At 49.3% G+C, this 22102-nt stretch carries 19 protein-coding genes and 1 pseudogene; 10 read left to right on the top strand and 10 right to left on the bottom strand.

Translation table 11 applies throughout. The features are described from left to right. The first annotated feature begins 29 nt into the window (after positions 1 to 29). Together AC5FX6_RS00775 and AC5FX6_RS00770 are read left to right on the top strand one after the other, a co-directional pair. Positions 30 to 2150, top strand: a complete 2121-nt coding sequence (locus tag AC5FX6_RS00775; protein ID WP_493595120.1) for an ABC transporter substrate-binding protein — start codon at positions 30 to 32, stop codon at positions 2148 to 2150. 267 nt (positions 2151 to 2417) lie between these two features. Beyond that, positions 2418 to 3101, top strand: a complete 684-nt coding sequence (locus AC5FX6_RS00770; protein ID WP_493595119.1) for a hypothetical protein — start codon at positions 2418 to 2420, stop codon at positions 3099 to 3101. A gap of 66 nt (positions 3102 to 3167) precedes the next feature. Here AC5FX6_RS00770 and AC5FX6_RS00765 read toward each other — a convergent pair whose 3' ends face one another. After that, positions 3168 to 3293, bottom strand: a complete 126-nt coding sequence (locus tag AC5FX6_RS00765) for a hypothetical protein (RefSeq protein WP_493595118.1) — start codon at positions 3291 to 3293, stop codon at positions 3168 to 3170. Between the two features lie 461 nt (positions 3294 to 3754). Between AC5FX6_RS00765 and AC5FX6_RS00760 the strand changes: the two genes are divergently transcribed. Next, positions 3755 to 6847 (top strand): SusC/RagA family TonB-linked outer membrane protein, encoded by a 3093-nt coding sequence (locus tag AC5FX6_RS00760; RefSeq protein ID WP_493595117.1) that lies wholly within the window; start codon positions 3755 to 3757, stop codon positions 6845 to 6847. Between the two features lie 14 nt (positions 6848 to 6861). After that, the gene (locus tag AC5FX6_RS00755) at positions 6862 to 8280 is read left to right on the top strand and encodes a SusD/RagB family nutrient-binding outer membrane lipoprotein (RefSeq protein ID WP_493595116.1); all 1419 of its coding nucleotides are present in this window, start codon (positions 6862 to 6864) and stop codon (positions 8278 to 8280) included. A gap of 235 nt (positions 8281 to 8515) precedes the next feature. Here the strand turns inward: AC5FX6_RS00755 and AC5FX6_RS00750 are convergent, their stop codons facing one another. Then, a complete protein-coding gene (locus AC5FX6_RS00750; RefSeq protein ID WP_493595115.1) occupies positions 8516 to 9799 on the bottom strand; it encodes a serine hydrolase in 1284 nt (427 codons plus the stop codon). 233 nt (positions 9800 to 10032) lie between these two features. Between AC5FX6_RS00750 and AC5FX6_RS00745 the strand changes: the two genes are divergently transcribed. The 6 genes and pseudogenes from AC5FX6_RS00745 to AC5FX6_RS00720 all read left to right on the top strand — a co-directional run bounded on the left by AC5FX6_RS00745 (position 10033) and on the right by AC5FX6_RS00720 (position 13494). Next, positions 10033 to 10344, top strand: coding sequence for a putative quinol monooxygenase (locus tag AC5FX6_RS00745; RefSeq protein ID WP_493595114.1), 312 nt, complete (start codon positions 10033 to 10035; stop codon positions 10342 to 10344). Between the two features lie 96 nt (positions 10345 to 10440). Further along, a pseudogene (locus AC5FX6_RS00740) lies at positions 10441 to 10848 on the top strand (DoxX family protein); the annotation flags it as partial. Beyond that, the gene (locus AC5FX6_RS00735; protein ID WP_493596631.1) at positions 10831 to 11352 is read left to right on the top strand and encodes a glutathione peroxidase; all 522 of its coding nucleotides are present in this window, start codon (positions 10831 to 10833) and stop codon (positions 11350 to 11352) included. The pseudogene AC5FX6_RS00740 and the gene AC5FX6_RS00735, both read left to right, overlap by 18 nt. Before the next feature lies 1 nt (position 11353). Next, positions 11354 to 11836: a MarR family winged helix-turn-helix transcriptional regulator gene (locus AC5FX6_RS00730; protein ID WP_493595113.1), complete on the top strand. Its 483-nt coding sequence runs from the start codon at positions 11354 to 11356 to the stop codon at positions 11834 to 11836. A 184-nt stretch (positions 11837 to 12020) separates the two neighbouring features. After that, complete coding sequence (locus AC5FX6_RS00725) at positions 12021 to 12866, top strand: carboxypeptidase-like regulatory domain-containing protein (RefSeq protein ID WP_493595112.1); 846 nt, start codon at positions 12021 to 12023, stop codon at positions 12864 to 12866. Between the two features lie 22 nt (positions 12867 to 12888). Next, on the top strand, positions 12889 to 13494 hold the full coding sequence (locus AC5FX6_RS00720; protein WP_493595111.1) for a carboxypeptidase-like regulatory domain-containing protein: 606 nt from the start codon (positions 12889 to 12891) through the stop codon (positions 13492 to 13494). A 29-nt stretch (positions 13495 to 13523) separates the two neighbouring features. On the opposite strand, the gene hemA is transcribed toward AC5FX6_RS00720, so the two are convergent. From hemA to AC5FX6_RS00680, 8 genes are all read right to left on the bottom strand, one after another. Continuing rightward, positions 13524 to 14786 (bottom strand): glutamyl-tRNA reductase, encoded by a 1263-nt coding sequence (gene hemA, locus AC5FX6_RS00715; RefSeq protein ID WP_493595110.1) that lies wholly within the window; start codon positions 14784 to 14786, stop codon positions 13524 to 13526. 90 nt (positions 14787 to 14876) lie between these two features. After that, positions 14877 to 15938, bottom strand: coding sequence for a response regulator (locus AC5FX6_RS00710; protein ID WP_493595109.1), 1062 nt, complete (start codon positions 15936 to 15938; stop codon positions 14877 to 14879). Beyond that, the gene (locus AC5FX6_RS00705; RefSeq protein ID WP_493595108.1) at positions 15935 to 17167 is read right to left on the bottom strand and encodes a sensor histidine kinase; all 1233 of its coding nucleotides are present in this window, start codon (positions 17165 to 17167) and stop codon (positions 15935 to 15937) included. Before AC5FX6_RS00705 ends, AC5FX6_RS00710 begins: the two co-directional genes overlap by 4 nt. A gap of 175 nt (positions 17168 to 17342) precedes the next feature. Continuing rightward, the gene (locus AC5FX6_RS00700) at positions 17343 to 17789 is read right to left on the bottom strand and encodes a response regulator (RefSeq protein WP_493595107.1); all 447 of its coding nucleotides are present in this window, start codon (positions 17787 to 17789) and stop codon (positions 17343 to 17345) included. Positions 17790 to 17795: 6 nt separating this feature from the next. Beyond that, positions 17796 to 19340, bottom strand: a complete 1545-nt coding sequence (locus AC5FX6_RS00695) for a sensor histidine kinase (RefSeq protein ID WP_493595106.1) — start codon at positions 19338 to 19340, stop codon at positions 17796 to 17798. Positions 19341 to 19530: 190 nt separating this feature from the next. After that, entirely contained in the window at positions 19531 to 20004 is a 474-nt protein-coding gene (locus AC5FX6_RS00690) for an RrF2 family transcriptional regulator (RefSeq protein WP_493595105.1), read from the bottom strand. A 41-nt stretch (positions 20005 to 20045) separates the two neighbouring features. Then, positions 20046 to 20366: a metal-sulfur cluster assembly factor gene (locus AC5FX6_RS00685; protein WP_493595104.1), complete on the bottom strand. Its 321-nt coding sequence runs from the start codon at positions 20364 to 20366 to the stop codon at positions 20046 to 20048. After that, on the bottom strand, positions 20326 to 21654 hold the full coding sequence (locus AC5FX6_RS00680; protein WP_493595103.1) for a cytochrome C oxidase subunit I: 1329 nt from the start codon (positions 21652 to 21654) through the stop codon (positions 20326 to 20328). Before AC5FX6_RS00680 ends, AC5FX6_RS00685 begins: the two co-directional genes overlap by 41 nt. Between the last annotated feature and the right edge of the window lie 448 nt (positions 21655 to 22102).

The raw sequence follows: 22102 nt of genomic DNA, 5'->3' as shown, positions 1-22102 counted from the left end.
TACCTGTATCGGTTCTCTTATTGCTGTGCATGCGCACAAAGGTCCTATCCCCCAAACAAACAGTCGTGCTGCTGGCAGGAGTCTTGTTAGCCCTGTATATCATCTTCCGACATTTCACAAGCTTTAACCGGCTGCAAGGTCACTATACGATCGGGGTAATTCTCAACACGATCGAACTTACGCCCGGTGATACGGATGTTGTCAAGCTGATCATCAGCAAAAAACTGGAGCAGATAAACAGACAGGGAGGGGTGCAGGGAAGGGAATTGCGCGTAAAGTACCTCGATGACAAAGGCAGCTCTGAAAAAGCCCGTGAAATAGTACAGGAAACCATGCATGATAAGCGCCTGATCGGCTATGTGGGCTGCTGGAGTTCTACCCGTTCCAAAGCCATATCGGAGTTGGTGGGCCCTGCCCGTATACCTTTTGTCGGTGGCTATGCACTTACCCCGCTCTTCACTGATTACCCCACCATGTACACAGCTGAGCGCAGCATCGTAGACCTTGCCACAGTTTTCAGTGAACTGCTTGCAGCTTACCGCCGCCCGGCTTTTGTAGGCAAGGCAGAGGACCTTTACTCGATTGCTATATTCAGAGAAATGCAGGAAACAGCGGACAGAAACCCAGGTATGCAGCTTGTCCATGAAAAGTGGATTGCGGGAGACCACCGCTATACCCCTGCCGATATTGACTCCCTAAGCCAGGTACTGCGTTCAAATGCTGCTGATTTTCTGGTGCTCTCTTTTGAGAGTGGCATTACCTCGTACCTGGTCCGTGAGCTCCGGAAAGCTGGCCTGACCATGCCCATCTATACAGCCCTGGGCGACCTGGGCTTTGTAGCTTCACAGGCTGACGGACAGGAAGCCGGCGAATTATACGACTTAAACGTGGTAGGTATACCGGGCACTTTCAACCTGCGGCTACAAGAGCAAGTACCGGCCTTTAAGAAGGAGATCAGGTATGGGCAAACACTGGAGCTGCAGCTGAGTTTCGGTGCTCGCCTTGCGGACAGTATCGGTATACTGGCGGAGGCGGCACGCTCATCAGGTAAGGCAGACAGTGCCGATCTGCCCATCAGGGAACGTATCAACCAGGGCATGCAACAATATATCGGGGCAGGCCGCATTTACAGAGGCTGGTTCAACGACTGGTACTTCACCCCTGAAAGAGCCATTGCCGGAGATGTAATGCTTGCCTGGAAACCGCCTAACACGTCGCAGCATATACTGGCCCCGCGGCAGTACATGCACCTGGATGATACCCTGCGCAGTGTGCCAGTGCTCTATACCCACATGGACCTGGTGCAGATTAACCGGGTAAGCGATACGGATGGGAGCTTTTATGCTACTTTTTACCTGGAGGTGACATCGGCGGGGCGTTTCATGGTAGATCAACTCGATTTTACGAATGCCGCCCGCAGTGAAATCAGCCATAATTACCTGCTGGACATCAAGCTGGTGCGACAGCGCCAACTGGAGGGAGCAACACCCCTGTATAATTACCTGTACAAAATTTCCGGCAAGTTCGTATTTGAGCCTGACCTGCGCCAATACCCTTTTGACACACAGCGTTTTCCCATTTCATTTCAGCCGGCCAGCGCTCTGAGGCCTTTTCTGGTACAGCCCTCCCACCCTGCCTCCCGCGATACAGTATTTGAGGTAAAAGGCTGGAACTACAATAGCCATTATGTTGGCTTCGATCACGACATTATCAGTTCCGTGAACACCTTTGAGGCCTCTCGTCATACGATTCCGTTCTATAAGTTCAACTATACCTTCGTGCTCGCCAGGGCGCGTATTGATTTCTTTCTCAAGGTTTTTACCCCACTCCTGGTTATCCTGACCATTACATATTTCTCTGTATTCATTCCACTGCACCGCTTCGAAACACTGGAAGCTATACAGGTAACGTCGCTGCTCGCATCTATTGCGCTCTACTTCTCGGCTTACAAACCTGAGATGGAGTACGCTACTGTATCAGACAAAATCTTTATCTTTACTTATGTGATGATCACTTCCCTGATCGGCACTTCTATTTTGCAATTTGTAAAGCGCAAGAAATATAACACTGAAAGCCTTCTGGCACGCGTTTACCAGCACTATATCTTTCCGGCCATCGTGCTGGTGTTCACTCTGGCGGTAGTGTGGTAGCGGCCCAAACGATTATTTACCGCTAATAATCAGAACTTTACCTGAACAGCAGGTGTTAAGCGGGAATGTAAAGGCAGAGCGTCTGCTGAATTGGCAATGCGACGCAGCTGATCTTTTTGAGTCAGTTTTAGCAATAAAAGATAAACTTTTGAAGTTAGTGTAAAAAGGTTTTTGGATTTAGAACACAAAATCACCCGTCCCACTTTCTCAAAAAAATATTATTTTTATATTTACCGCAATTCAACTTTTACCAATATTAAAAACAACATGAAAGCATTCTTTCTATCCTTATTGATCGTGCTGACCACAGCGGCACAAGCAGTGCAGGCACAGGGAACGGCTAAAGATGAGAACAAGTCAGCCGCCGCTTTGACCGGGCAGTTTAATGATCTCAAGAGCAAGTCCAACTCCTACATGGAAGGTAACCGAGAGTATAAGGTGGTGAATGTAGGCCTGCTTAACTCGTTCTGGCAAAGTGTGCAGACCACGATCAAAGAAGTAGAGCAGAAGCAGGTGAAAGACCTGAGTGCCACCCGTCAGGATCTGGAAACGGCGCAAGCCCGCATCACAGAGCAGGAAAAGGAGATTGAGGCGCTAAAGCTGGATAACGCTCAAAAAGAAGCAGCTGTACAGCAGAGTGAAGACGCCGTGAATAATCTGCACGTGCTGGGCATCCCGATTCACAAGCAGGTATACGTGATCATCAATACGGCTATTATTGCCTTGTTATTGATTGCCTTGGGTGTGGTGTACACACAGTTCAAGAGCAGCAAAAAGGTAACAGATCAGAAAAAGAAGGAGTTTGATGCTATGGATCGTGAGTTTGCTGAGTTCAAGAAGAATGCCCGTGAGCGCGAGATCAAGATCAAGCGTGAACTTCAGACTGAAATGAACCTCGTAGCAGAACTCAACGAGCAGGTTGCTTCGCTACAGAAAAGAGCACACGCATAAGCTAAAAACTTTTAGAAGCATACGGCAAAACAGGCCGCTCCACAAAACGGGGCGGCCTGTTTTGCTTTATGGCCAGAAGTGATCGTAAAACTTCTTTCTGCCCTTTTTCTTCCTGTCCTTGCCATACATGTAGTACACAAAATAACCAACGGCATATAGGATGAGTACCGATGCTATAATAATGATTTCCATGCCCCTCTATACGTAAAACCTACACAAAAGACAGCCCTGTCTTATTATACCTTTCCATAGGGCACATTCCAGGTATGGATAGGTATAACAGCTGATATTTAGTGTTAAGAATGAGCTCCCATGCTGCCAAATTCTATCGGGTTTAATTTAAATCTCGCATCTAGCAGCATATTTTCCTCGTATTCACCTCCTATTCTTGCGTATTCAACGTATAAAAGACAAATTTTTTATATTTAAATTACATAGCGTAATCCAACTATACTAATTCTCAGAATGAAGATTAGATGTAGATATCCATTTACAACATCAGGTATACGAAATCACCAAGTCGAGCTTTCGCTAATTTCAGATATATGATTACCTGGTAAACCAATACACTTGATCAGAAATAAGCTTTAAATAAATTTTAGGATGCAATAAATGAGAACACTATGAAGAACACCTTTACACTCATTTTATTAATGCTATTCGCGCTAGGCTCCACAGGAGCCTGGGCACAGCAGCGGCAAGTCAGTGGCCGTGTAACCGCCGCCGATACGGGCCAAGGCATGCCAGGCGTCAGTGTAGCCGTGAAAGGAACCACCACCGGTGTAGCAACCGACACCGATGGCAGCTATCAGATCCAGGTGCCCGACAACAACGCAACCCTCGTGTTTCGCTTTCTGGGCTATCAAACGAGGGAAATCACAGTCAGCAGCCAGTCCACAATCGACGTTACACTGAACACCGACGCACAGCAACTCGGCGAAGTAATGGTAACGGCACTCGGTATCACGCGTGAGAAAAAGGCGCTGGGTTATGCGGCGCAATCTGTTGAATCGGCGGAGCTAACACAGCACCGCCAGCCCAATGTGCTGAATGCCTTGCAGGGCAAGGTGGCAGGAGCTACAATTTCGAGCACCGGCGGCGCCCCTGGACAAGGCACCAATATTCAAATCCGGGGTATAAATTCCATTGATGTGACCCGCAACAACCAACCACTGTTTGTGATTGACGGTGTGCTGATGGACAACTCTACTTCTACCTTCGGACAAAGCGCCGAGTTGAGAGGCATGAGTAACCGACTGGCTGACATTAACCCGGACGATATTGCCAGTATAAATGTACTTCGGGGCGGTGCGGCCACAGCGCTTTACGGACTTCGGGGCGCTAACGGCGTAGTAGTAATCACGACCAAAAGAGGGCAGTCAGGAGCGCTCAGTGTAAACTTTACCAGTACGGCAGGTCTGGAAGAGGTTAATAAATTCCCTGATGTGCAGGATACGTACACCCAGGGTTATCGGGGCGTATATGACCAAAACAGTTTCTGGCCGTCATGGGGCCCCACGGTCCAGGAAGCCCGGCAACTGGACCCAACACATCCCGACAAGCTGTATAACCACTTTAAAGACGCTTACGAAACCGGTCATCAATTCAGAAATTCCCTTTCCTTTTCTGGCGGCAACGAGACCATCACCTTCCTCTCTTCTTTATCACATCTTAAACACGAGGGTGTACTGCCATTTACCGACTTCGAGAATTTCTCTGCCCGCTTAAACACAGATGTTAAGCTGAGTGAAAAATTCAGAACAGGGGCCAACTTCAATTACTCGAAATCCGGAGGGCAGCGCTACAACGCCGATCGCTTCAACGAAAGCCTGAGCTACTGGTCTCCCCGATGGGATGTGACCGATTTCCGAAAGGAGGACGGTACTATGAACTCATATGGCAACAACAACCCGATTTACGGGGCGGCTACTAACCGAATGGAAGATGATGTGAACAGATTCATTGGAAACGTGCACTTCGGATACGCACCTTTGAAATGGCTGGACCTGAGCTACCGTATCGGACTGGATACTTATAACGACGACAGAACCCGCACAGCACCCGGCCCTCGCGGTTTGGCTGATGAGCGCGTGTATGAGGACAACGGCCAGGGCTTCGTGTATGAGTACACCACTAAGTTCAGAAGTATCAACTCCACCTTTGTGGCGACCGCCAACACAGGTATAGGAGATAAATTCAACGCCACGTTTAGATTAGGGCACGAACTGTACGATGAAGCCGTTAAGAGCTTTGGTGTGGAAGGCGACGAACTTACAGTGTTCGACTACTTTGATCTGCGCAATGCCCGCTTGCTTACTTCCCGGCAGGAACAGTCAGAATACCGCCTCATGGGCTTTTTCGGAGAAGCCACCATTGATTACAATGATTTCCTGTTTCTGACCCTAACCGGCCGAAATGATATTACGTCCACTCTCAGAGAAGCCAATAACTCTTTCTTTTATCCATCCGCTAGTTTGAGTTATCTTTTCTCAGAGCACTTCGAACTGCCTTCTTTCATTAACCAGAGTAAGTTGCGCTTTTCCTATGCACAGACGGCTAAGGACGCTCCCCGTTACGCTACTTCCTTCGGTTTTTCTCCTTACTCAGATTTCCCGACGGGTTTTACAGGCTTTACGCGTGCAGCACTGCTAGGTGATATCAATCTGCGTCCTGAGTTTACAAACACCTATGAGGCCGGTCTGGAAATGTCCTTCCTTGACGATCGCCTGGGTTTTGACTTCACTTACTACTACTCGCTGAGTAAGGACCAGATCATTCCAATTAACGTGGCAGCCTCGACAGGCTATGTGCGGGCAGCGGTGAACTCAGGCGAAATGCGCAACAAAGGCGTAGAGATTGTCCTGAATGCAGTGCCTGTTAAGTCACAAAACTTTACCTGGGATACACGTTTGATCTTCTCTGCTAACCGAAACAAAATTCTGAGCATACGGGAAGGATTGGAAGAGATACCGTACGCCTCACAGTTCGGCTATGTGGGCTCCACAGTAACTATGAAACTGATACCTGGCCAGCCATTCGGCAACATCTATGGCTCGCATTGGCAGCGCTACTACGGCCCGGGTGAGGAGCCGGATCCGTTATTCATAGACGAAGACCGGCCAATTGTGATCGGTGAAAATGGTTTCCCGGTACGGGCACCACTCACCAGCCAAAAAATCCTGGGCAACTCAATGCCTGACTGGATCGGAGGTCTGACCAATACCTTCACTTACAAAGGCCTGAGCCTAACCAGTTTGTTTGATGCGCAGTGGGGACACGAGAAGTACAACCAGATGGGTAACTTCTTCTCTGCATTCGGCATTGCAGAATATACCGAAGACCGAAACGATACCAGGGTTTTTGAAGGTGTGCTCGCTGATGGAACGCCTAACACCAAGCCAGTATGGCTGGGGCAGGGCGTGGGACCGGATGGAGTAGACTATGGTGATGGTTTCTACCGCCGCTTCCATCGTGGCGTGTCCGAGAACTTCGTGGAAGATGCCTCTTGGGTACGACTTCGCTCTTTAACCCTGAGCTATTCACTACCAAGCAGTATTTTTGAAAACACTTTTATCCGAAACAGTTCTGTGTCGCTCACAGGGAATAACCTGTTGCTTTGGACGGACTATTCTGGCTTCGACCCCGAGAACAGCTCTACTCCGAGCGGTAGCAACGTGAATGGATTTGCCGGTTTCACTTACCCGGCTGTGAGAAGCTACCTGATTACGCTGAACGTAGGATTCTAAAACGAAGAATGAACATGAGAAAGATATATAGATTTGCGATTGCCTTTATGTTTATTGGGGCATCGCTCAGCCTGCAAAGCTGCGAGGACTACTTCGACCTGAATGAGAACCCAAACTTGGTGTCGAACCCGCCGCTCAATGCCATGCTTTCCACTACCACCCATAAAACAGGGTTGAACAGCCAGCGAATCGCTGCCACCACTGCTTTTTATGTGCAGTATGTAGCCAGTCCGGTAGCTGGCAATGCCACGGATACCTACCAGGTAACTGACCTCACCACTGCATGGGACGCCATCTACCTGGCCATGGCTGACATTTACGACATGAAGCAAAAAGGCATGGCGGAGGGCGCAACGGACTATGTCGGGGTGGCCAATATCATGATGGCCTACCACCTCAACCTGATCATTGATCACTGGGGCGATGGGCCTTATTCGCAAGCATTCGATAACTCTACCCTGACGCCTGGTTTTGATTCATCGCAGGACCTGTATACTGAAGCGCTGCGCCTGCTCGACGAAGGTGTTGCAGAGCTTAATAAGACTGATTCGCGCATTGCCCTGAGACCTGCAGATGACCTGATCCATGGTGGAGACAAAACCAAGTGGATTCGTACAGCTTATGCTTTCAAAGCACGCATGCTCAACAAAGTAAGCAAGCTCCCAAGCTACGACCCTACAGCCGTATTGAACGCCGTAGAGAATTCATACCAGTCTAATGCGGACGATGCGGAGATGGAAGTGTTTGAAGTACGCAACCCATGGGCCCAAATAGCGCTCAACAACACCCAGTTGGTGCTCGGCGGCTGGCTGTCAGAACAATTCGTAAACCACCTGAACGGTACTACTTATGGTGTTGTTGACCCGCGCCTGACACGCATCACCGATCCTACTGTAACCGGGACCTTTGTAGGAACTCCCAATGGCGTAGGCAACGTAGGGCCTGCTAATAATACCGTACGTGATGAGGTATACATCTCCCGCAACTCTCCCTTAACCGGAGACCTCTCTCCAATCACGATCGCCTCCTATGCCGAGATGAAATTTGTAGAGGCTGAGGCCGCCTTCAGAGCTGGTGACAGACAACGGGCTTATACCGCTTACCTGGAAGGTATTCGCGCGCACATGAATAAGCTAGGTATTCCAGCCGGAGAACGGGATGCCTACCTGAATAACCCGGCAGTAGGCGTAGGCGCCGCTAACCTGACGCTGGACCTGATCTTCAAGGAAAAGTATGTGGTGACTTACCTCAACGCCGAAGCCTGGACTGATGCCCGACGCTACGATTACCAATATGCTGATTTCGACCTTCCTGCCAACGCCGAACTGACAACCTTTATCCGCAGGATAGCTTATCCGCAGGGCGAAGCCAGCAAAAACCCGAACACGCCGGACTCTCCTGCATTGTCTGAACCACTTTGGTGGGACCAGTAGGAGTTTGAGAGTTTAGGAATTTTAGGGTGAACTAAATTCTGAGACACAGGACAAAAAAACAGCAGCCGAACCACTCAGATCGGCTGCTGTTTTTTTTGCATAAGAGCTAATCCATTGTCAGTTTGCTGTTGATGGCTATACCTGTATTTGTTTAAAAGATTAACCTCTACCAGTCTGTCCTTAGTCAAAAACTCATTAGTCTCGATGCTTAACACTGAAAATCAGGTATAGCCCGTTAGTACTGGAGTTTGAATCTGTCGAGCTTGGGCAGGTGCTGCTTTTTGCGCTTCACTTCGTGCTCGTAGAAAGCGCGGCCAAGGTTCTGCATAAAGGGATAGCCTACGGTTTCATATTCGTACTTGCCGTCGTTGAATACCCCGTCTTCATTTACCAGTATTACGGCAGTGAGCATGAACTCCACCTGCTTGTCAAAATCCACGATATAGGCGTTGTCGATCAGGAAACCGTAGGCGTTACCGATCTTGTTGAAAATGCGGATGTTGCCAGGTATACGCTCTTTGGAGTTGCCATACATCAGAAATTTCACGTAGCCGTCCGGGTACTCTTTGGGGTCATAACTTGGGTAGTCGCTTTCTCGGGGCAGCATGCTCATGTACTTGTAAAGGAAGGTATAGTCCTCATCGGTCAGGTTGAAGCGCTGCTCAGCCGGCACGGCCTCCGGAAATAGCACGGTCTTAAGTATACCTTGCAAGGCTTCTACCGTGATGTAGTTTTTGGCCGTGAAATCCATCGGCCCGTCAATCAGTTGGTCGCCCTGAATGAAACCATTGCCAAGCATGCCATCAAACTTGGCCTGGTTGAATGGCGTTGGGTTGTTGACCAAAGGCTGTTCGTAAATCACCTGCCCGTCTTTGTAAAACCGGAACGGGTTGGTATGCCGGTTTTCATCGGGACTCAAAAAGATACTGAGGCGGTGCACGAGCTGCACATCCTTAAAGCCTTTTTCGTGCATTGTCTGATTCAAGCGCTGTTGTCCCACAAACTCGTAGAGGCGATTGTAGGCATCGTTGTCACTCACCAGGAACAGCTTTTTGATGTAGTGTGCAATGGTCGCCTGCCCGTCCGCTGAGGTACTGTCGCCCTGCACCGTGCTCTGGCCGGTATAGGCGCTGTCTACCTGCAACGGCGTATACTTATCAAGACCCTCTATCTTGAGCTCGTTGAGTTTCTCCAGCGCCGCTACTGCACCCAGCAGCTTCACAGTACTCGCCGGATAAAAATACTCCTGCGGATTGACGCGGTAGGTATAAGAGGTGAAGTGCGGCTGGTTCTGTTCATCGCGGTCGATCTGGGTATAGAGGATCTGTAACCGGTACAATTCCGGATTATCGAGAATGCTTTTGAACCGTTCCGGCTGTTCTGCGAGTATTTTTTCGATCATGCGTGTTTGTTTGCTTGCCCCCTGCTTACTGCCAGCGCAGGAAGCCAGAGAGATACTTCCGACCAAACTTAGGTATAGCGCCAATTGGCGCATCGGGGTAGTAAAGGTTTTTTTCATATCAGGCAGAAAGGATATCGGCGATCAAATTAACCAGCTTTTCCCGTTTTGCCATCATAAGTTCAGGTATAATTCAGCTGATTCGCCTCACCTGATGCTGTAGACAACGCTTTAACTCAGCCATCAGCTGGCAAATACATCGGGAATTTCTATCTTGTACCTGCAAGCCGATGGTGTGGTACCACAGGTATAGCATGAAACGAATTTATACCTCTCTCTAAATTTCTTCTTCCATGAACAAATACGGTCTGCACGGAAAACTACAGGCAACAGCTGGAAACGGCGACAAGCTTGCTGCGATACTTTTAGAAGCCGCTCAATTAGTTTCCACAGCCAAGGGTTGCCTCTTATACCTGGTGAGCCTGGATCAGGAAACGCCCGATGGTATATGGGTAACGGAGGTATGGGACAGCAAAGAGGACCACGACAACTCCCTGCAAGTGGCCGGCGTGAAAGAGCTGATCGGCCAGGCCATGCCGCTGCTGGCTGGCAGACCAGAAAAAGGACAGGTATTGGAAGTGCTGGGCGGCGCCGGTTTGCAGTAGCCTCTATTCATCACCCAAATTTCAGAGCAATTTTTTTAAACTGAATATAATATCTACATTTGCATCGCACACGATTTAATCTTTTGCGATACAAACATGAAAACGTCCACCATACAAAACATCTTCAGAATCATATTAGGCTCTCTGATGGTATTAGCCGGTATAGGCCACCTTACTTTTCAGCGACAGGAGTTTTTGGCTCAGGTGCCCAGGTGGTTGCCAAGCGATCCGGCATTCATGGATTTCATTGTGTTGTCATCAGGTGTAGTGGAGATATTGCTGGGTTTGTCCATGGTATTTCTGACGAAACATAAAGTGAAAGTCGGTTTGGCTCTGGCGCTGTTTTATGTCCTTATCTTCCCGGGTAACATCTCACAATACACCAATGGCATCGACGCTTTCGGACTCGACACAGACCAGAAGCGATTGATCAGGCTATTCTTTCAGCCTGTCCTGATACTTTGGGCGCTTTGGTCAACAGGTGCGCTGGGGTATCTGATCAGAGGCAGAAAAGAGAAAAAAGAAGCGAAATCCCAGCATTTCTACCAGTTTGAGGCGACCGATATCCGGGGGCAGGTCGTGCAAATGGAGGCATTCCGGGGTAAGACAGTGGTAGTCGTAAACACAGCCAGCAAATGCGGCCTGACGCCGCAATACGAAGGACTGGAAGCGCTCTATAACAAGTATAAAGACAGAGGGCTGGTCATTCTCGGTTTTCCCTGCAACCAGTTTGCAAACCAGGAGGCCGGCACTTCTGAAGAGATCGAAGAATTTTGCCAGATCAATTATGGCGTGAGTTTTCCGATCTTCGCAAAAATTGACGTAAACGGTGAAAGAGCGCATCCACTTTTCAGGTTTCTGAAAGGAAGACTGGGCGGCTCTTTCGGCAGCCAGGTGAAGTGGAACTTCACCAAATTTGTGATCGACAGGAACGGTACGCCTGTCAAAAGATTCGCTCCGCTCACGAAACCGGAACGAATGGAGACCTTCATCCAAAAACTGCTTTGATATGAACACAGACGGAACCTTGCTATACCTGGAAAACCAGATTTGTTTTCCACTCTACGCCGCATCCCGATTGACCACCAAGCTCTACACGCCTATCCTGAAGGAGCTTGACCTTACCTATCCGCAATACCTGGTGCTGCTGGTGTTGTGGCAGCACGGAAATCAAACTGTGAATGAAATCAGCAGTCGGCTGCTGCTGGAGTCCAACACGGTTACGCCCCTGCTCAAGCGACTGGAGGAGAAAGAAATCGTGCGCAGAAAAAGATCCGAGGCAGACGAGCGTGTGGTCGAAATATCACTTACTGATAAAGGCCTAAACCTGAAGCAAAAAGCGAGCACCATTCCGCAGCAAATTGTTGACTCGTTCCGTGATGAATCGATCAACTCAGAGGAGATCCTGCACTTGCAGAAAACACTCTTCAAGCTGATCGATATCATGGACAGAAGAGACAACCCTACCGGCACTTGCCAAAAAGAAGACTGAATTAATTTTCGCGCCAGTCTTAAGTTAAAAACCTGTCTTTCAAGTTAAAGCTATACCTGTTCTCCTGGCAATTGCAAAAATTCAAGTTGGCCTTGCAACCTATGTTATAAATATGGAATCTCCTTGATAGTAACTATACCTATACCAGGTATAGCCTCACCCAAACTATCAGAAGATTCCAGCTATGCCCAAGAACAAACTAAGCCGCCTCCTCCTTACTTTCTTTTTCCTCTTCATAGCCAGTATCTCATTTGGTCAGGGTTTTCAGATCAGCGGTACGGTCACAAACGCTGCGCAGCAGGAGGCTATACCTTATGTGAACATCGGCATCAAGAAGAAGAACCTGGGCACTGCCAGCAGACCGGATGGCAGCTTTACACTCAAGCTCCAGACAGAAAACCGGCACGACACGCTTACCTTTTCGGCCATTGGGTACAACGAGCTTTCCCTGCCCATTGCAACCATCCTATCCAGTGGTCTGACTACTTTTGAACTCTCCGAAAAAACCACCGCCCTCCGGGAAGTTGTCATCAGCAACAAGGCTCCCAAGATCAAGAAGTTTGGGACTACTTCGCGCAATCCTTTTTTGTACGGTTCAGCGGAAACGGTGCATTCAGATGATATATCTGAGTTGGGCAAATACATCAACCTGAACAATAAAGCTTCTGAGATTCTCTCGGCCACGGTATACCTGCGCAGCATCAAGCGCGACTCCGCTTCCTTTCGCATCAACCTGTATAAGAACGAAGCGGGTATGCCGGGTGAGCGTCTGATCGAGAAAAGTATTATCAGACGTTTGCCACTGACGCAAGGCTGGGTCACGGTTCCGCTCGAGCAGTATGGTCTTGTGGTGGACGAGGATTTCTTTTTAGGTATAGAGTACCTGCCTGAATACAGCAATCACGAGAAGTACATCTTTATCTACGGCTGTGCACTAGGCGGCAATTTTTATTCGCGGATGGCCAGTCTGGCAGACTGGAAAAAAGGAGTTGGCGGCAGACTGGCTGCTTATGTCACAGTACGGCAATAGGACTTAGCATCACATCGCCTGTATGAAAAAACAAGCCGCTCGCATCCTCTTCCTGTTAGCACTTTGCTGGATGCAGTTCCTGATGGCAGGGGCGCAGTCACGCCTTGTGACGGACAAACAAATCCTGCAATTCTCGGGTCAGGTCGTGGCAGGTGATAGCCTGACAGGGTTGGAAGGCGTGGCTGTGTATGTTCCGGGGACTACCCGCGGCACGCACACCCGAAAGAGCGGTTATTTTTCGATGCCTGTGGTGGCAGGAGACACCGTCGTGTTCGCAGCGCTGGGTTTCGAAAAGCTATACCTGACCATACCTGCTAATACCAAAGAAAGCAGCATAACGTTAAGTATCCGGTTAGAAGAAAAGCGCAATACCCTGCCTACTGTGGATGTGATGCCCTGGGCTACGGATTACGATTTTAAGCAGGCAGTTTTGAACACGAAGCTACCGGAAGAACCAGTTCAGCAACTTCCTGTTATACCCTTGCCTGTTACTTACAGATCAATAAAAGATATGCCCGCAATGGATGCATCGCAGAATTACAGATATGGGCAACAAGTTCTGCAGCAACAGCGTGAAAGTCGCTACAAGGTGCCGGACATCTTCAAAATTGGATTGCCTATCCGTTGAGTTTAGGCATTTTAAGTCGCTACTATAGCCTAAGCCTCCTGCTTCTCCAGGTTAAAGAGGGCGCTCAGGCCTTCTAGCAAAGCCTCAGACTCACCACGCTGGCAAGCAGCTTTCAGCTCCAGGGCTGGCAGCTTCACGATCTTGTTGAGGATGTTTTTAGTAATGGCTTCTACCAGTTCTTTCTGATCATCACCCAGCTTCTTGGTATAGCGGGCCAGCTCCTGCTGACGAATCTCCTCCAATCGGCTCTTGAACTGCTGCAATGCCGGTGACATGGCCATTTCACGGGTCCAGGTGTTGAACTCGGCCATCGCTTCAGCTATGATTTCTTTCACCTCAGGTATAGCGGCCATGCGCATGGTCAGGGCTTCGGTGGCACGGTTACGGATATTGTCTACGTTGTATACCTTCGCATTAGTCAGTGTTTCGATCTCCGCGTCAATGCTGCGTGGCATCGAAAGGTCTACGAAGAACTGAGGGGCATTGTCACCCAACTGCTCAACAGCATCCTTGCCGATAAAAAAACAGTCGCCCGGTACAGAAGAGATCACCACATCGGCTTGCGCCATTTCCTTCCATACATTTTCCCAGTAAATGGCACGGGAGTTGGTTTTCTGGGCCAATTCGAGCGCCTTGTGGTGTGTGCGGTTGGCGATGGTAATGTTATGGATCTTAGACTTGCCGAAGTTATCGCAAACATTTGCCCCGATCTCTCCTACCCCGATCATCAGCACACGCGGGTCAGTCATACCTTTGGTCAGTTCCTCTACGAGCTCTACTGTGGCATAAGAAACAGAGGCAGCGCCGTCGAAGAAGGACGTCTGGTTAAACACCTGCTTGTTAGTATAGAAGACGGTATGCATCAGCCTATGCAGCAAAGGGCCCGCCATGCTGGCATCCGCGGACCACTGGTAGGCTTTCTTTACCTGATTGAGTATCTGCATATCACCCACCACCTGCGACTCCAGCCCCAGCGACACGTAAAACAGGTACTGCACCGCTTGTTGGTGGTCGGTGATGTTCTGGAAATAGGCGGAGATTTCCTTTGTCGCGATAAAGCCTTTCTCAATGGCGATCAGTTTGATGATCGCTTTAGAAAGGTCCTGGTCAGCTGAGTAATATACCTCCGTACGGTTGCAGGTAGAAAGCACCAGTACATCCTGTGCGTCGGTAAACTCGCTTATTTTATCAAGCAGGTTACGGCAACCGATCTCGTTGAGCGACACGGCTTCGCGAACGGCAATAGGTGCTTGCTTATAGGATAAAGTAAGGGCTTTGAACTGGTTTTGCATGGTCTTTCTCTCAGATACAATGCAAAGGTCTCTAATTTAAGCCTATCAAAACATGACATTGGTCATTTTCAGGCAAGAGAAATGTCACCCTTAATTCCGCATTCGCTCCAGTTTCTGTGCGTTCAGAATCATAATCTTGCTGCCACGGGTATCGATCAGGTTTTCGTCCTTGAAATCAGCCAGGGTACGGATCACGGTTTCTTTGGAAGCACCCACAATGCTGGCCAGATCCTCGCGGGTAATCGATACCTCCGACTTGTAGTTCGGGTCTTCCTTGTATTGCTTTTCTACGAACAGCAGCGCTTCCGCTACTCGCTTGCGCACGGAGTTATAGGCCAGTTTTAGCAGACGCTCTTCGCGGTCGGCCAGGTTGTCTGACAGGATCTTGATAAACTTGCCTGCTACGTCGCGGTTCTGGTAGAGCAAGGTATAGAAGTCCTCACGCGGGATGATGTATACCTCCGAATCTTCCAGCGCCATGGCAGACTCACGGTAGGTCTTCTCCTCCAGGAGGTCGAGGTAGCCAATGAAATCGCCGTCTTTGTACAGGCTGGTGATATACTCGCGTCCCTCTTCATTCGACTTGTAAGTCTTGATCTTGCCTTTGTTGAGGAAGTAGAGGTTGCTCGGGTAATTGCCTTCTGAGAACAAATGCTGCTTCTTACGGAATACCGTCACACGACGGTTCTCAGAGATCAGCTTGTTCAGCTCTTCGTAGCCTTTCGCCTCCTGTATAAAGTTGTCGATGCCCTGCACGTTGCGCTGAAACTCCGCCTTCATGATCTCATTCTTCTTCAGACGCATCTCTACCACGTCGAGCAGTTCCACATCATCAAAAGGCTTGGTCAGGTAGTCATCAGCACCGAGGTTCATGCCTTTGCGGAAGTCATCCTTCTCAGATTTTGCCGTTAGGAATACGAATGGGATGCTGGCCGTTTCCGGGAACTTGCTGAGCATGTGCAGCACGCCATAGCCGTCGAGCTGCGGCATCATGATGTCGCAGACGATCAGATCCGGGTGCTCTTTCTTCGCCAGGTCCACACCCAACTTGCCATTGGGGGCTTCTATGACCTGATAGTTCGCTAGTGTGAGGATCTCAGCGGTATTTTCCCGGATCTCCTGGTTATCTTCAATCAGCAATATCTTTTTCATATCTGTGCGGAATAGGGCAATGTGATGGTAAAGGTGGTGCCGCGGTCCAGTTCGCTTTCATAACGTAGCTCGCCACCCATTATCTCTACATACTTTTTTACAATGTTAAGTCCCAAGCCTGTGCCTTGTATATTGGTCACGTTCTGAGCTCTGAAGAAAGGCGTAAACAAATGCGTCTTGTCTTCGTCAGGTATACCGATACCCTCATCACGCACGACCAGCCTGACTGTGTCGCCTTTGATGTCGGTTGTAAACCAGATTGTGCTGTCCTCACCAGAGTACTTGCTGCCATTGGAAAGCAGGTTGATCATAACATTGCGCATGAGCTGCTTATCCAGGTATACGGTCTGTTGGGTGCCTTCATGCTGATAGTCTATCCGCTGCCCCTCTTTCAGGAAACCCTGCATCTCGTCGACTACCTCTGCTGCGAAACTCTGCATGTCAAATGAACTCGGTACATTGTGGATCTTGCCTTCCTCCATCCTGCTGATCGACAGAAAGTCATTCAGGATGTTAGTTAGGTTGTGCACGGCCGACTTGATGCGGCCGACGTGCTTCAGGCGTTTTTCGTCGTCTTCGGCCGTTTTATACTTCGTGATCAGCGATGCTGACGACAGCACGGTGCTGAGTGGCGTCCGGAATTCATGAGAAGCAATGGTCACAAAGCGTGACTTCAGTTCGTGGAGTTCCTTTTCTTTTTGCAGCGCCTTGTAAATTTCCTGCTGCGCCTTTTTCAAGGTACGGTTCGCTTTCTCCAGGTTATGGATGGCAGTGGCCAGCTCCTGGGTCCGCTCTTCGACGCGTTGTTCCAGCTCCGTATTCAGTTTCTGTATTTCGGCCAGACTCTTGGCGTGTTCGATGCTATACCTGATCGAGCGCTCCAGGTCATAGGGGTTGAAGGTGCCTTTGACGAGGTAATCCTGCGCCCCGGCCCGCATGGCTTTTTCATCGGTTTCGCGGTCACTCTGGCCGGTAAGCAAGATAAATGGAGCGCTTATACCTTCGTTCACAGCCTGTGTGATCAGTTCCAAACCATCCTGCGCTCCCAATCGAAAGTCGACCAGGTAGACATTGTGTTGCTGCTCCCGGATGAGGGGCATGGCCTCACTAAAAGAAGATGCCCATTCCAGCACATAGTTTCGCCCCGGAATATCGTCCATGATATCCCGCGTGATAATAAAGTCATCTTCATCATCATCCACCAGCAAAACACGTATTCTGTCGGGCATATTTTAAGTTTAGGAGTTGGAGGGTTTAGGAGTTGAGGATTTATAAATTTGGGGTGCTTGAAATAAAGTGTTGGAATTAAGTTCGAGCTGAAGTCAATGAAATTTTCCTCTTCATCTACCCGAACTTCTCAATTCTAACTTCTTAAACTCTCAAACACCTAAACTCCTAAACTTACTAGGGTTTTGGCAATTCTACAATTTCAAACCAGTATTTGCTGAGGGTGCGCATCACGTCTACCAGTGAGCTGAAGGTGACTGGCTTGGTGATGAAGGAGCTGACGCCCAGGTCATAAGTGCGCAGGATGTCTTCTTCGGCCTTAGAAGTAGTCAGCACGACCACAGGCAATACACGCAGGTGCTCATCGGCCTTGATCTCCTTGAGCGCTTCGCGACCGTCTTTTTTAGGCATGTTGAGGTCGAGCAGAATAAGACCCGGAGTCTGGTATTTTTCCTTGTCGGTATACTTGCCGCGATTGTGCAGGTAGTCCATCAGTTCCTCCCCGTTCTCTACAAACTGCACAGCATTCGATAGCCTGTTTTCATCCAGTGCCTCTTTGATGAGCATGCGGTCTTCAGCGTCGTCGTCGGCTATCAGAATCAAGATTGATCTATTCGATTTCATCGGCATTTATTCCTTCAAATGTGTTTTAGCTAATGTAACAATAAAATGCGTACCCTCCCCCGGTTTGCTTTTAGCTGTAATATCGCCTCCATGACGAATTGCAATTTTGCGGCAAATGGCCAGTCCTATACCTGAACCTTCGTACTTCTGCCCTTCCAGTCGCTGGAAGATGTTGAAGATCCGGTCCAGATACTTTTCTTCAAAGCCTATCCCATTGTCCTCCACATGCAGCTCCACCAGTTCATCGCCCGGTGTAGAGGTCATGTGGGCTTTTAGCTGCAATTCCTTTGCGTATACCTTCACGATCGGGTCTACTTCATCTTTGCGGAACTTAATGGCATTGCTGATCAGGTTCTGCAACAATTGGCGCATCTGAGTCGGCTCGGCCTCTATAACGTGCAGTGCTCCTATTTCTACTTTGGCATGGTTGCGCTCTATGGCAATTTCCAGATCTGAGACCACTTCCCTGGCAATCTGGTTCAGGTCTGTTTTGGAGAATGGCTTTGCCTGAGACGTCACTCTGGAGAAAGTGAGCAAGTCGTTGATCAGGTTCTGCATACGGTTGGCCGCATTGAGCATGCGATCCACATAGTCCTTGCCCTGCTCACTCAGGTTTTCGTACTCTTTCATTTTGAGACGATCCCCAAAAGCCTGGATCTTACGCAGCGGTTCCTGTAAGTCGTGTGACGACACATAAGCGAAGTCCTGCAACTCACGGTTACTACGCTCCAATTCGGCAGCGTATCGTCGCAGCCGCTCTTCACTTACTTTCTGGCGTGTGATGTCGTGGATGAAGCCTGTGTATACCTTGCGGTCGACCAGCTGCACTTCGCTGATGCTCAGGTATAGCGGGAAGATCGTGCCGTCCTTCTTAAGACCTGACACTTCCCGGCCAATCCCGATTATGCGTTGCTCGCCCGTCTCGTGGTAGTGGTGCATGTAATTGTCATGCAAGCTCTTATCCGGCTCCGGCATCAGCATGTTGATCTTTCTCCCGAGCACTTCCGAGGCGTCGTAACCAAACAATTTGCAGGCCGACGGATTGATCATTTCAATCACTCCCCGAGTGTCGATGGTAATGATGCCATCGACAGCGGTCTGTATGATGGAGTTGATGCGGCTCTCGCTCTCGCGTAATGCTGCCTCCGTTTTTTTGAGTTCTGATATGTCGTGTATTACGCCCGTAAAGATCTGCTTGTCCTGCAAATTCACTTCACTGATGCTGAGCAGAAAGGGGAAAACAGTCCCATTTTTCTTTTTCCCCAGCACTTCGCGCCCTTTTCCGATAATCTGTCCCACGCCTGTTCGGTGGTAATTTTCAATGTACGTATCGTGCAGGCTATGGTCAGGTTCCGGCATCAGCATGCTCACATTATTACCGATTATCTCTTCGGGCTGGTAACCAAAAATATGGGCAGCCGCTGGGTTCACCGTCTCTACCGTACCACGACTATCGATTGTAATGATACCATCGATGGCCGTTTCAATGATGGTTTTTAAGCGTGACTCGCTGTCTATATGCTGGTTATCGGAATGGTCTTGTTCTCTCACGCGTATTAATTTTCCTAAATATAAGCACTAGGGCCTTAATGTCAAAAGGCCCGCAGGAAGGGGCTGAAACCGTTCCATCGCCTCCTGCAGGCCTCTATCTCCTGGGTTTGAGCAAAGGGGTGCATGGCTCTGAAATTTGCAGAGATGGGCCCCGAGTCAGAGTCGCTGTCACCGTGTGTTTTAGGATTGTTTAAGCTATACCTTGGGCTCCGCCATCCAGCACTTCTTCAGGTTGGTTTTTAATGAAATATTTTCCGGTTTTCACGTCGTCTACCAAGCTCTTTATGGTCTTGTCGCGGAACACCTTGAGCAAGTGGTCGCGGTATGCTTTTATTTCATCGTGGAGCGGACAAGGATGTTTATCGGAGCAGTGCTTCATGCCCATGCCGCATTTCTTGAAAGCCTCGAGTCCATCGATGATGCGCACTACTTCAAGTATATTGATTTCGTTGGCAGGACGGTGCAGGAAGAATCCGCCATGCGGGCCTTTGATGGATGCAATGACACCTTTGCGCACCATGTCCTGCAGGATCTTGCCCATAAAGTGGGCAGGCAGTTCCAGTTCGTTCGCTATTTCCTTTATGCCTACACGCTTGCCTTCTTCATCAGCCATCGCAATGTACACGATGGACCGCAGGGCATATTCTGTTGTTTTCGAAAGCATAACCTTGTCCGTTTATTTTCTTGCTCCGGCGTGCAAATTTATCAGGTATTTCCCAGTAATCGCATGCCTTCTACACTTATCATGTCGGGTATCCACTGCGGGAGCCATACCAGTTCGACTTCTATCTCCAGATTCGGAAAACACTTGAGCAGCATTTGCTCTGCCGCCGTGGTGATAGTGCCGCTCATGGGGCAGCCCGGCGTGGTGAGAGTCAGTTCTATGTGCAGCTTCTCCTCTTCTTCCTTCAGCGTCACTTTATATACAAGCCCCAGGTCGACAATGTTTATACCTATTTCAGGGTCGATGATGTACTTAAGCGCATCATACGCTTCGTTGACGAGCTCCTGTTCCTGCGTTTTCATATCCAAATGGTTTTAAATATTTCACCTTGTGCAGCAGCACCTTAAACACGTTGCCCGCATACAGCACCGCCGCTATGCTCAGTAGCACCGCCCCCAGCAAGATCACGATTTGCTCTGCCAGCAGTACGCCTCCAAACAAACCCAACAACCCGACAATGTAAGCGCTGTTCTGCCAGCGCAGCAACGTTTCACTATAAAGGTCCTTGGGCAGCGGCGTCTTGAAACGGCCGACATAGTCTTCGTAGCTGTGCATCCAGACAATGAATGGCAGCGTCTTGAAGGTCTGGCCCAGTATAAGCGCCGACACAAAGCCAAAGAAGATCGAGAGCCCATACACCAGGTATAGTGACGACAACAAGCGTTGTGGCAGGCCGAACTGCAGCGTTACTACAAATACCAGCACGACAGGTAGGACCAATAGGGCCAGTGCCACAAAGGTCTGTTTCATACCCATGTCCAGATCAGGTCGTTTGGCGAGACACTTGGCCTGGTACAGAAAGTAGAGGAAGCAGCCTATACCGGATACCACCAAAGTCGCATACAGCGCATAGTAGCCTGTGTGTACAAACAAGTGGTCTGCCGCAAAGAGGACCAACCCACCGTTGATCAGGTAATAGCTCCAGTTCAGGCTTCGGGTATCTTCAGGATGTGAAAGCAGGAACATCGGAATCAGTTTGGATCCAACGCCCACGATCAGGAGCAGGAACCAACCCGCCATCCCCAGGTGCGCATGCAGTTGCAGATAATGCACGTGGTCCTGCGGCAGAAACGGATACTGAAAGTTAAAAACCATCAATACGCCCACTAGTCCCGTAGCCACCAGCCACACAACTGACGTCACCATGAAATCTGCCTCAATGCCCCATTTTTTTACCTGCCAAGCGGTTTGCACCACATTATAGGCAAAGAGCAGAAAGGCGATAAAGAGCAGGCACGCCGCAATGTGCATGATGGTGCCCACCCAAAAATTCCAGAAAGTTATTGAAAGCAGGATCGTACCAGTTGACAGCATCGCAAATGCCACTATACCCAGTTTATCACTGTAGAGCCGCACTTCCAGCACCACTGGCAGCAATTGGTAAACTGACCCGAAGATGATCATCGTCGCCCAGCCCAATGCTGCTACGTGCGTCATTGTAAGTAGCTTTGGATGGAAATAGTGTCCGCCAAAGGCATCGGTGGAGAAGACCAGCAGCAGGCACAGCACCAGAAAGGACAACGCTGCGAAGGCGTAGTGCGGCAGTACAAGCCATTTAGATGGTGAATTGGATATAGTTGCGGCGCTCATGGTTTTGGCTGTTGTTTGATAATTGTCTGAATCAGGATTTGCAGGATTTTTAAAGAGGGCCCCTACCCCCTGGGTTAACAGGATTTTCGTGTAATGTTAACCCACCCCTGCCCCTCCCAGGAGGGGAATGCTCTTACACGATTAATCACCCCCTACCCCCAAAGGGGTCTCTCTGCCGAAGAACTTTCCAGTTGTAGGGACAGGTCGCGACCTGTCCGAATCATTCCCAAAATTCCCCTCTTGGGAGGGGCAGGGGTGGGTTAATCGTTTCCCATCTCCCTTTCTCTTATTTGTAAAATTCCAGATTTCACTCACCAATCGAAATGACAAAAGTCATCCAAAAAGACAGCATTGGTCCAAATAAAGTCTATGGCTATCTTCTCCCTCGCTCGCGTCCCGCGAGTGTGAGCTATTTTGCGGACTCTGGCCGCTATGGTTTGTACCTATC

It is taken from the genome of Pontibacter sp. LHS2 (genome assembly GCF_058932845.1).
The sequence above is the reverse complement of the archived record's forward strand: the minus strand, read 5'-3'. Positions and strand labels throughout refer to the sequence as shown.

Excerpts from the sequence above, each read along its gene's own strand:
- AC5FX6_RS00765 (WP_493595118.1), bottom strand. The coding sequence starts at position 3,293 with ATGGAAATCATTATTATAGCATCGGTACTCATCCTATATGCCGTTGGT.
- AC5FX6_RS00690 (WP_493595105.1), bottom strand. The coding sequence starts at position 20,004 with ATGCTTTCGAAAACAACAGAATATGCCCTGCGGTCCATCGTGTACATT.
- hemA (WP_493595110.1), bottom strand. The coding sequence starts at position 14,786 with ATGCAAAACCAGTTCAAAGCCCTTACTTTATCCTATAAGCAAGCACCT.
- AC5FX6_RS00720 (WP_493595111.1), top strand. The coding sequence starts at position 12,889 with ATGAAAAAACAAGCCGCTCGCATCCTCTTCCTGTTAGCACTTTGCTGG.
- AC5FX6_RS00710 (WP_493595109.1), bottom strand. The coding sequence starts at position 15,938 with ATGAAAAAGATATTGCTGATTGAAGATAACCAGGAGATCCGGGAAAAT.
- AC5FX6_RS00745 (WP_493595114.1), top strand. The coding sequence starts at position 10,033 with ATGAACAAATACGGTCTGCACGGAAAACTACAGGCAACAGCTGGAAAC.
- AC5FX6_RS00730 (WP_493595113.1), top strand. The coding sequence starts at position 11,354 with ATGAACACAGACGGAACCTTGCTATACCTGGAAAACCAGATTTGTTTT.
- AC5FX6_RS00775 (WP_493595120.1), top strand. The coding sequence starts at position 30 with ATGCGCACAAAGGTCCTATCCCCCAAACAAACAGTCGTGCTGCTGGCA.
- AC5FX6_RS00750 (WP_493595115.1), bottom strand. The coding sequence starts at position 9,799 with ATGAAAAAAACCTTTACTACCCCGATGCGCCAATTGGCGCTATACCTA.
- AC5FX6_RS00705 (WP_493595108.1), bottom strand. The coding sequence starts at position 17,167 with ATGCCCGACAGAATACGTGTTTTGCTGGTGGATGATGATGAAGATGAC.
- AC5FX6_RS00770 (WP_493595119.1), top strand. The coding sequence starts at position 2,418 with ATGAAAGCATTCTTTCTATCCTTATTGATCGTGCTGACCACAGCGGCA.
- AC5FX6_RS00700 (WP_493595107.1), bottom strand. The coding sequence starts at position 17,789 with ATGAAATCGAATAGATCAATCTTGATTCTGATAGCCGACGACGACGCT.
- AC5FX6_RS00680 (WP_493595103.1), bottom strand. The coding sequence starts at position 21,654 with ATGAGCGCCGCAACTATATCCAATTCACCATCTAAATGGCTTGTACTG.
- AC5FX6_RS00755 (WP_493595116.1), top strand. The coding sequence starts at position 6,862 with ATGAGAAAGATATATAGATTTGCGATTGCCTTTATGTTTATTGGGGCA.
- AC5FX6_RS00725 (WP_493595112.1), top strand. The coding sequence starts at position 12,021 with ATGCCCAAGAACAAACTAAGCCGCCTCCTCCTTACTTTCTTTTTCCTC.
- AC5FX6_RS00760 (WP_493595117.1), top strand. The coding sequence starts at position 3,755 with ATGCTATTCGCGCTAGGCTCCACAGGAGCCTGGGCACAGCAGCGGCAA.
- AC5FX6_RS00685 (WP_493595104.1), bottom strand. The coding sequence starts at position 20,366 with ATGAAAACGCAGGAACAGGAGCTCGTCAACGAAGCGTATGATGCGCTT.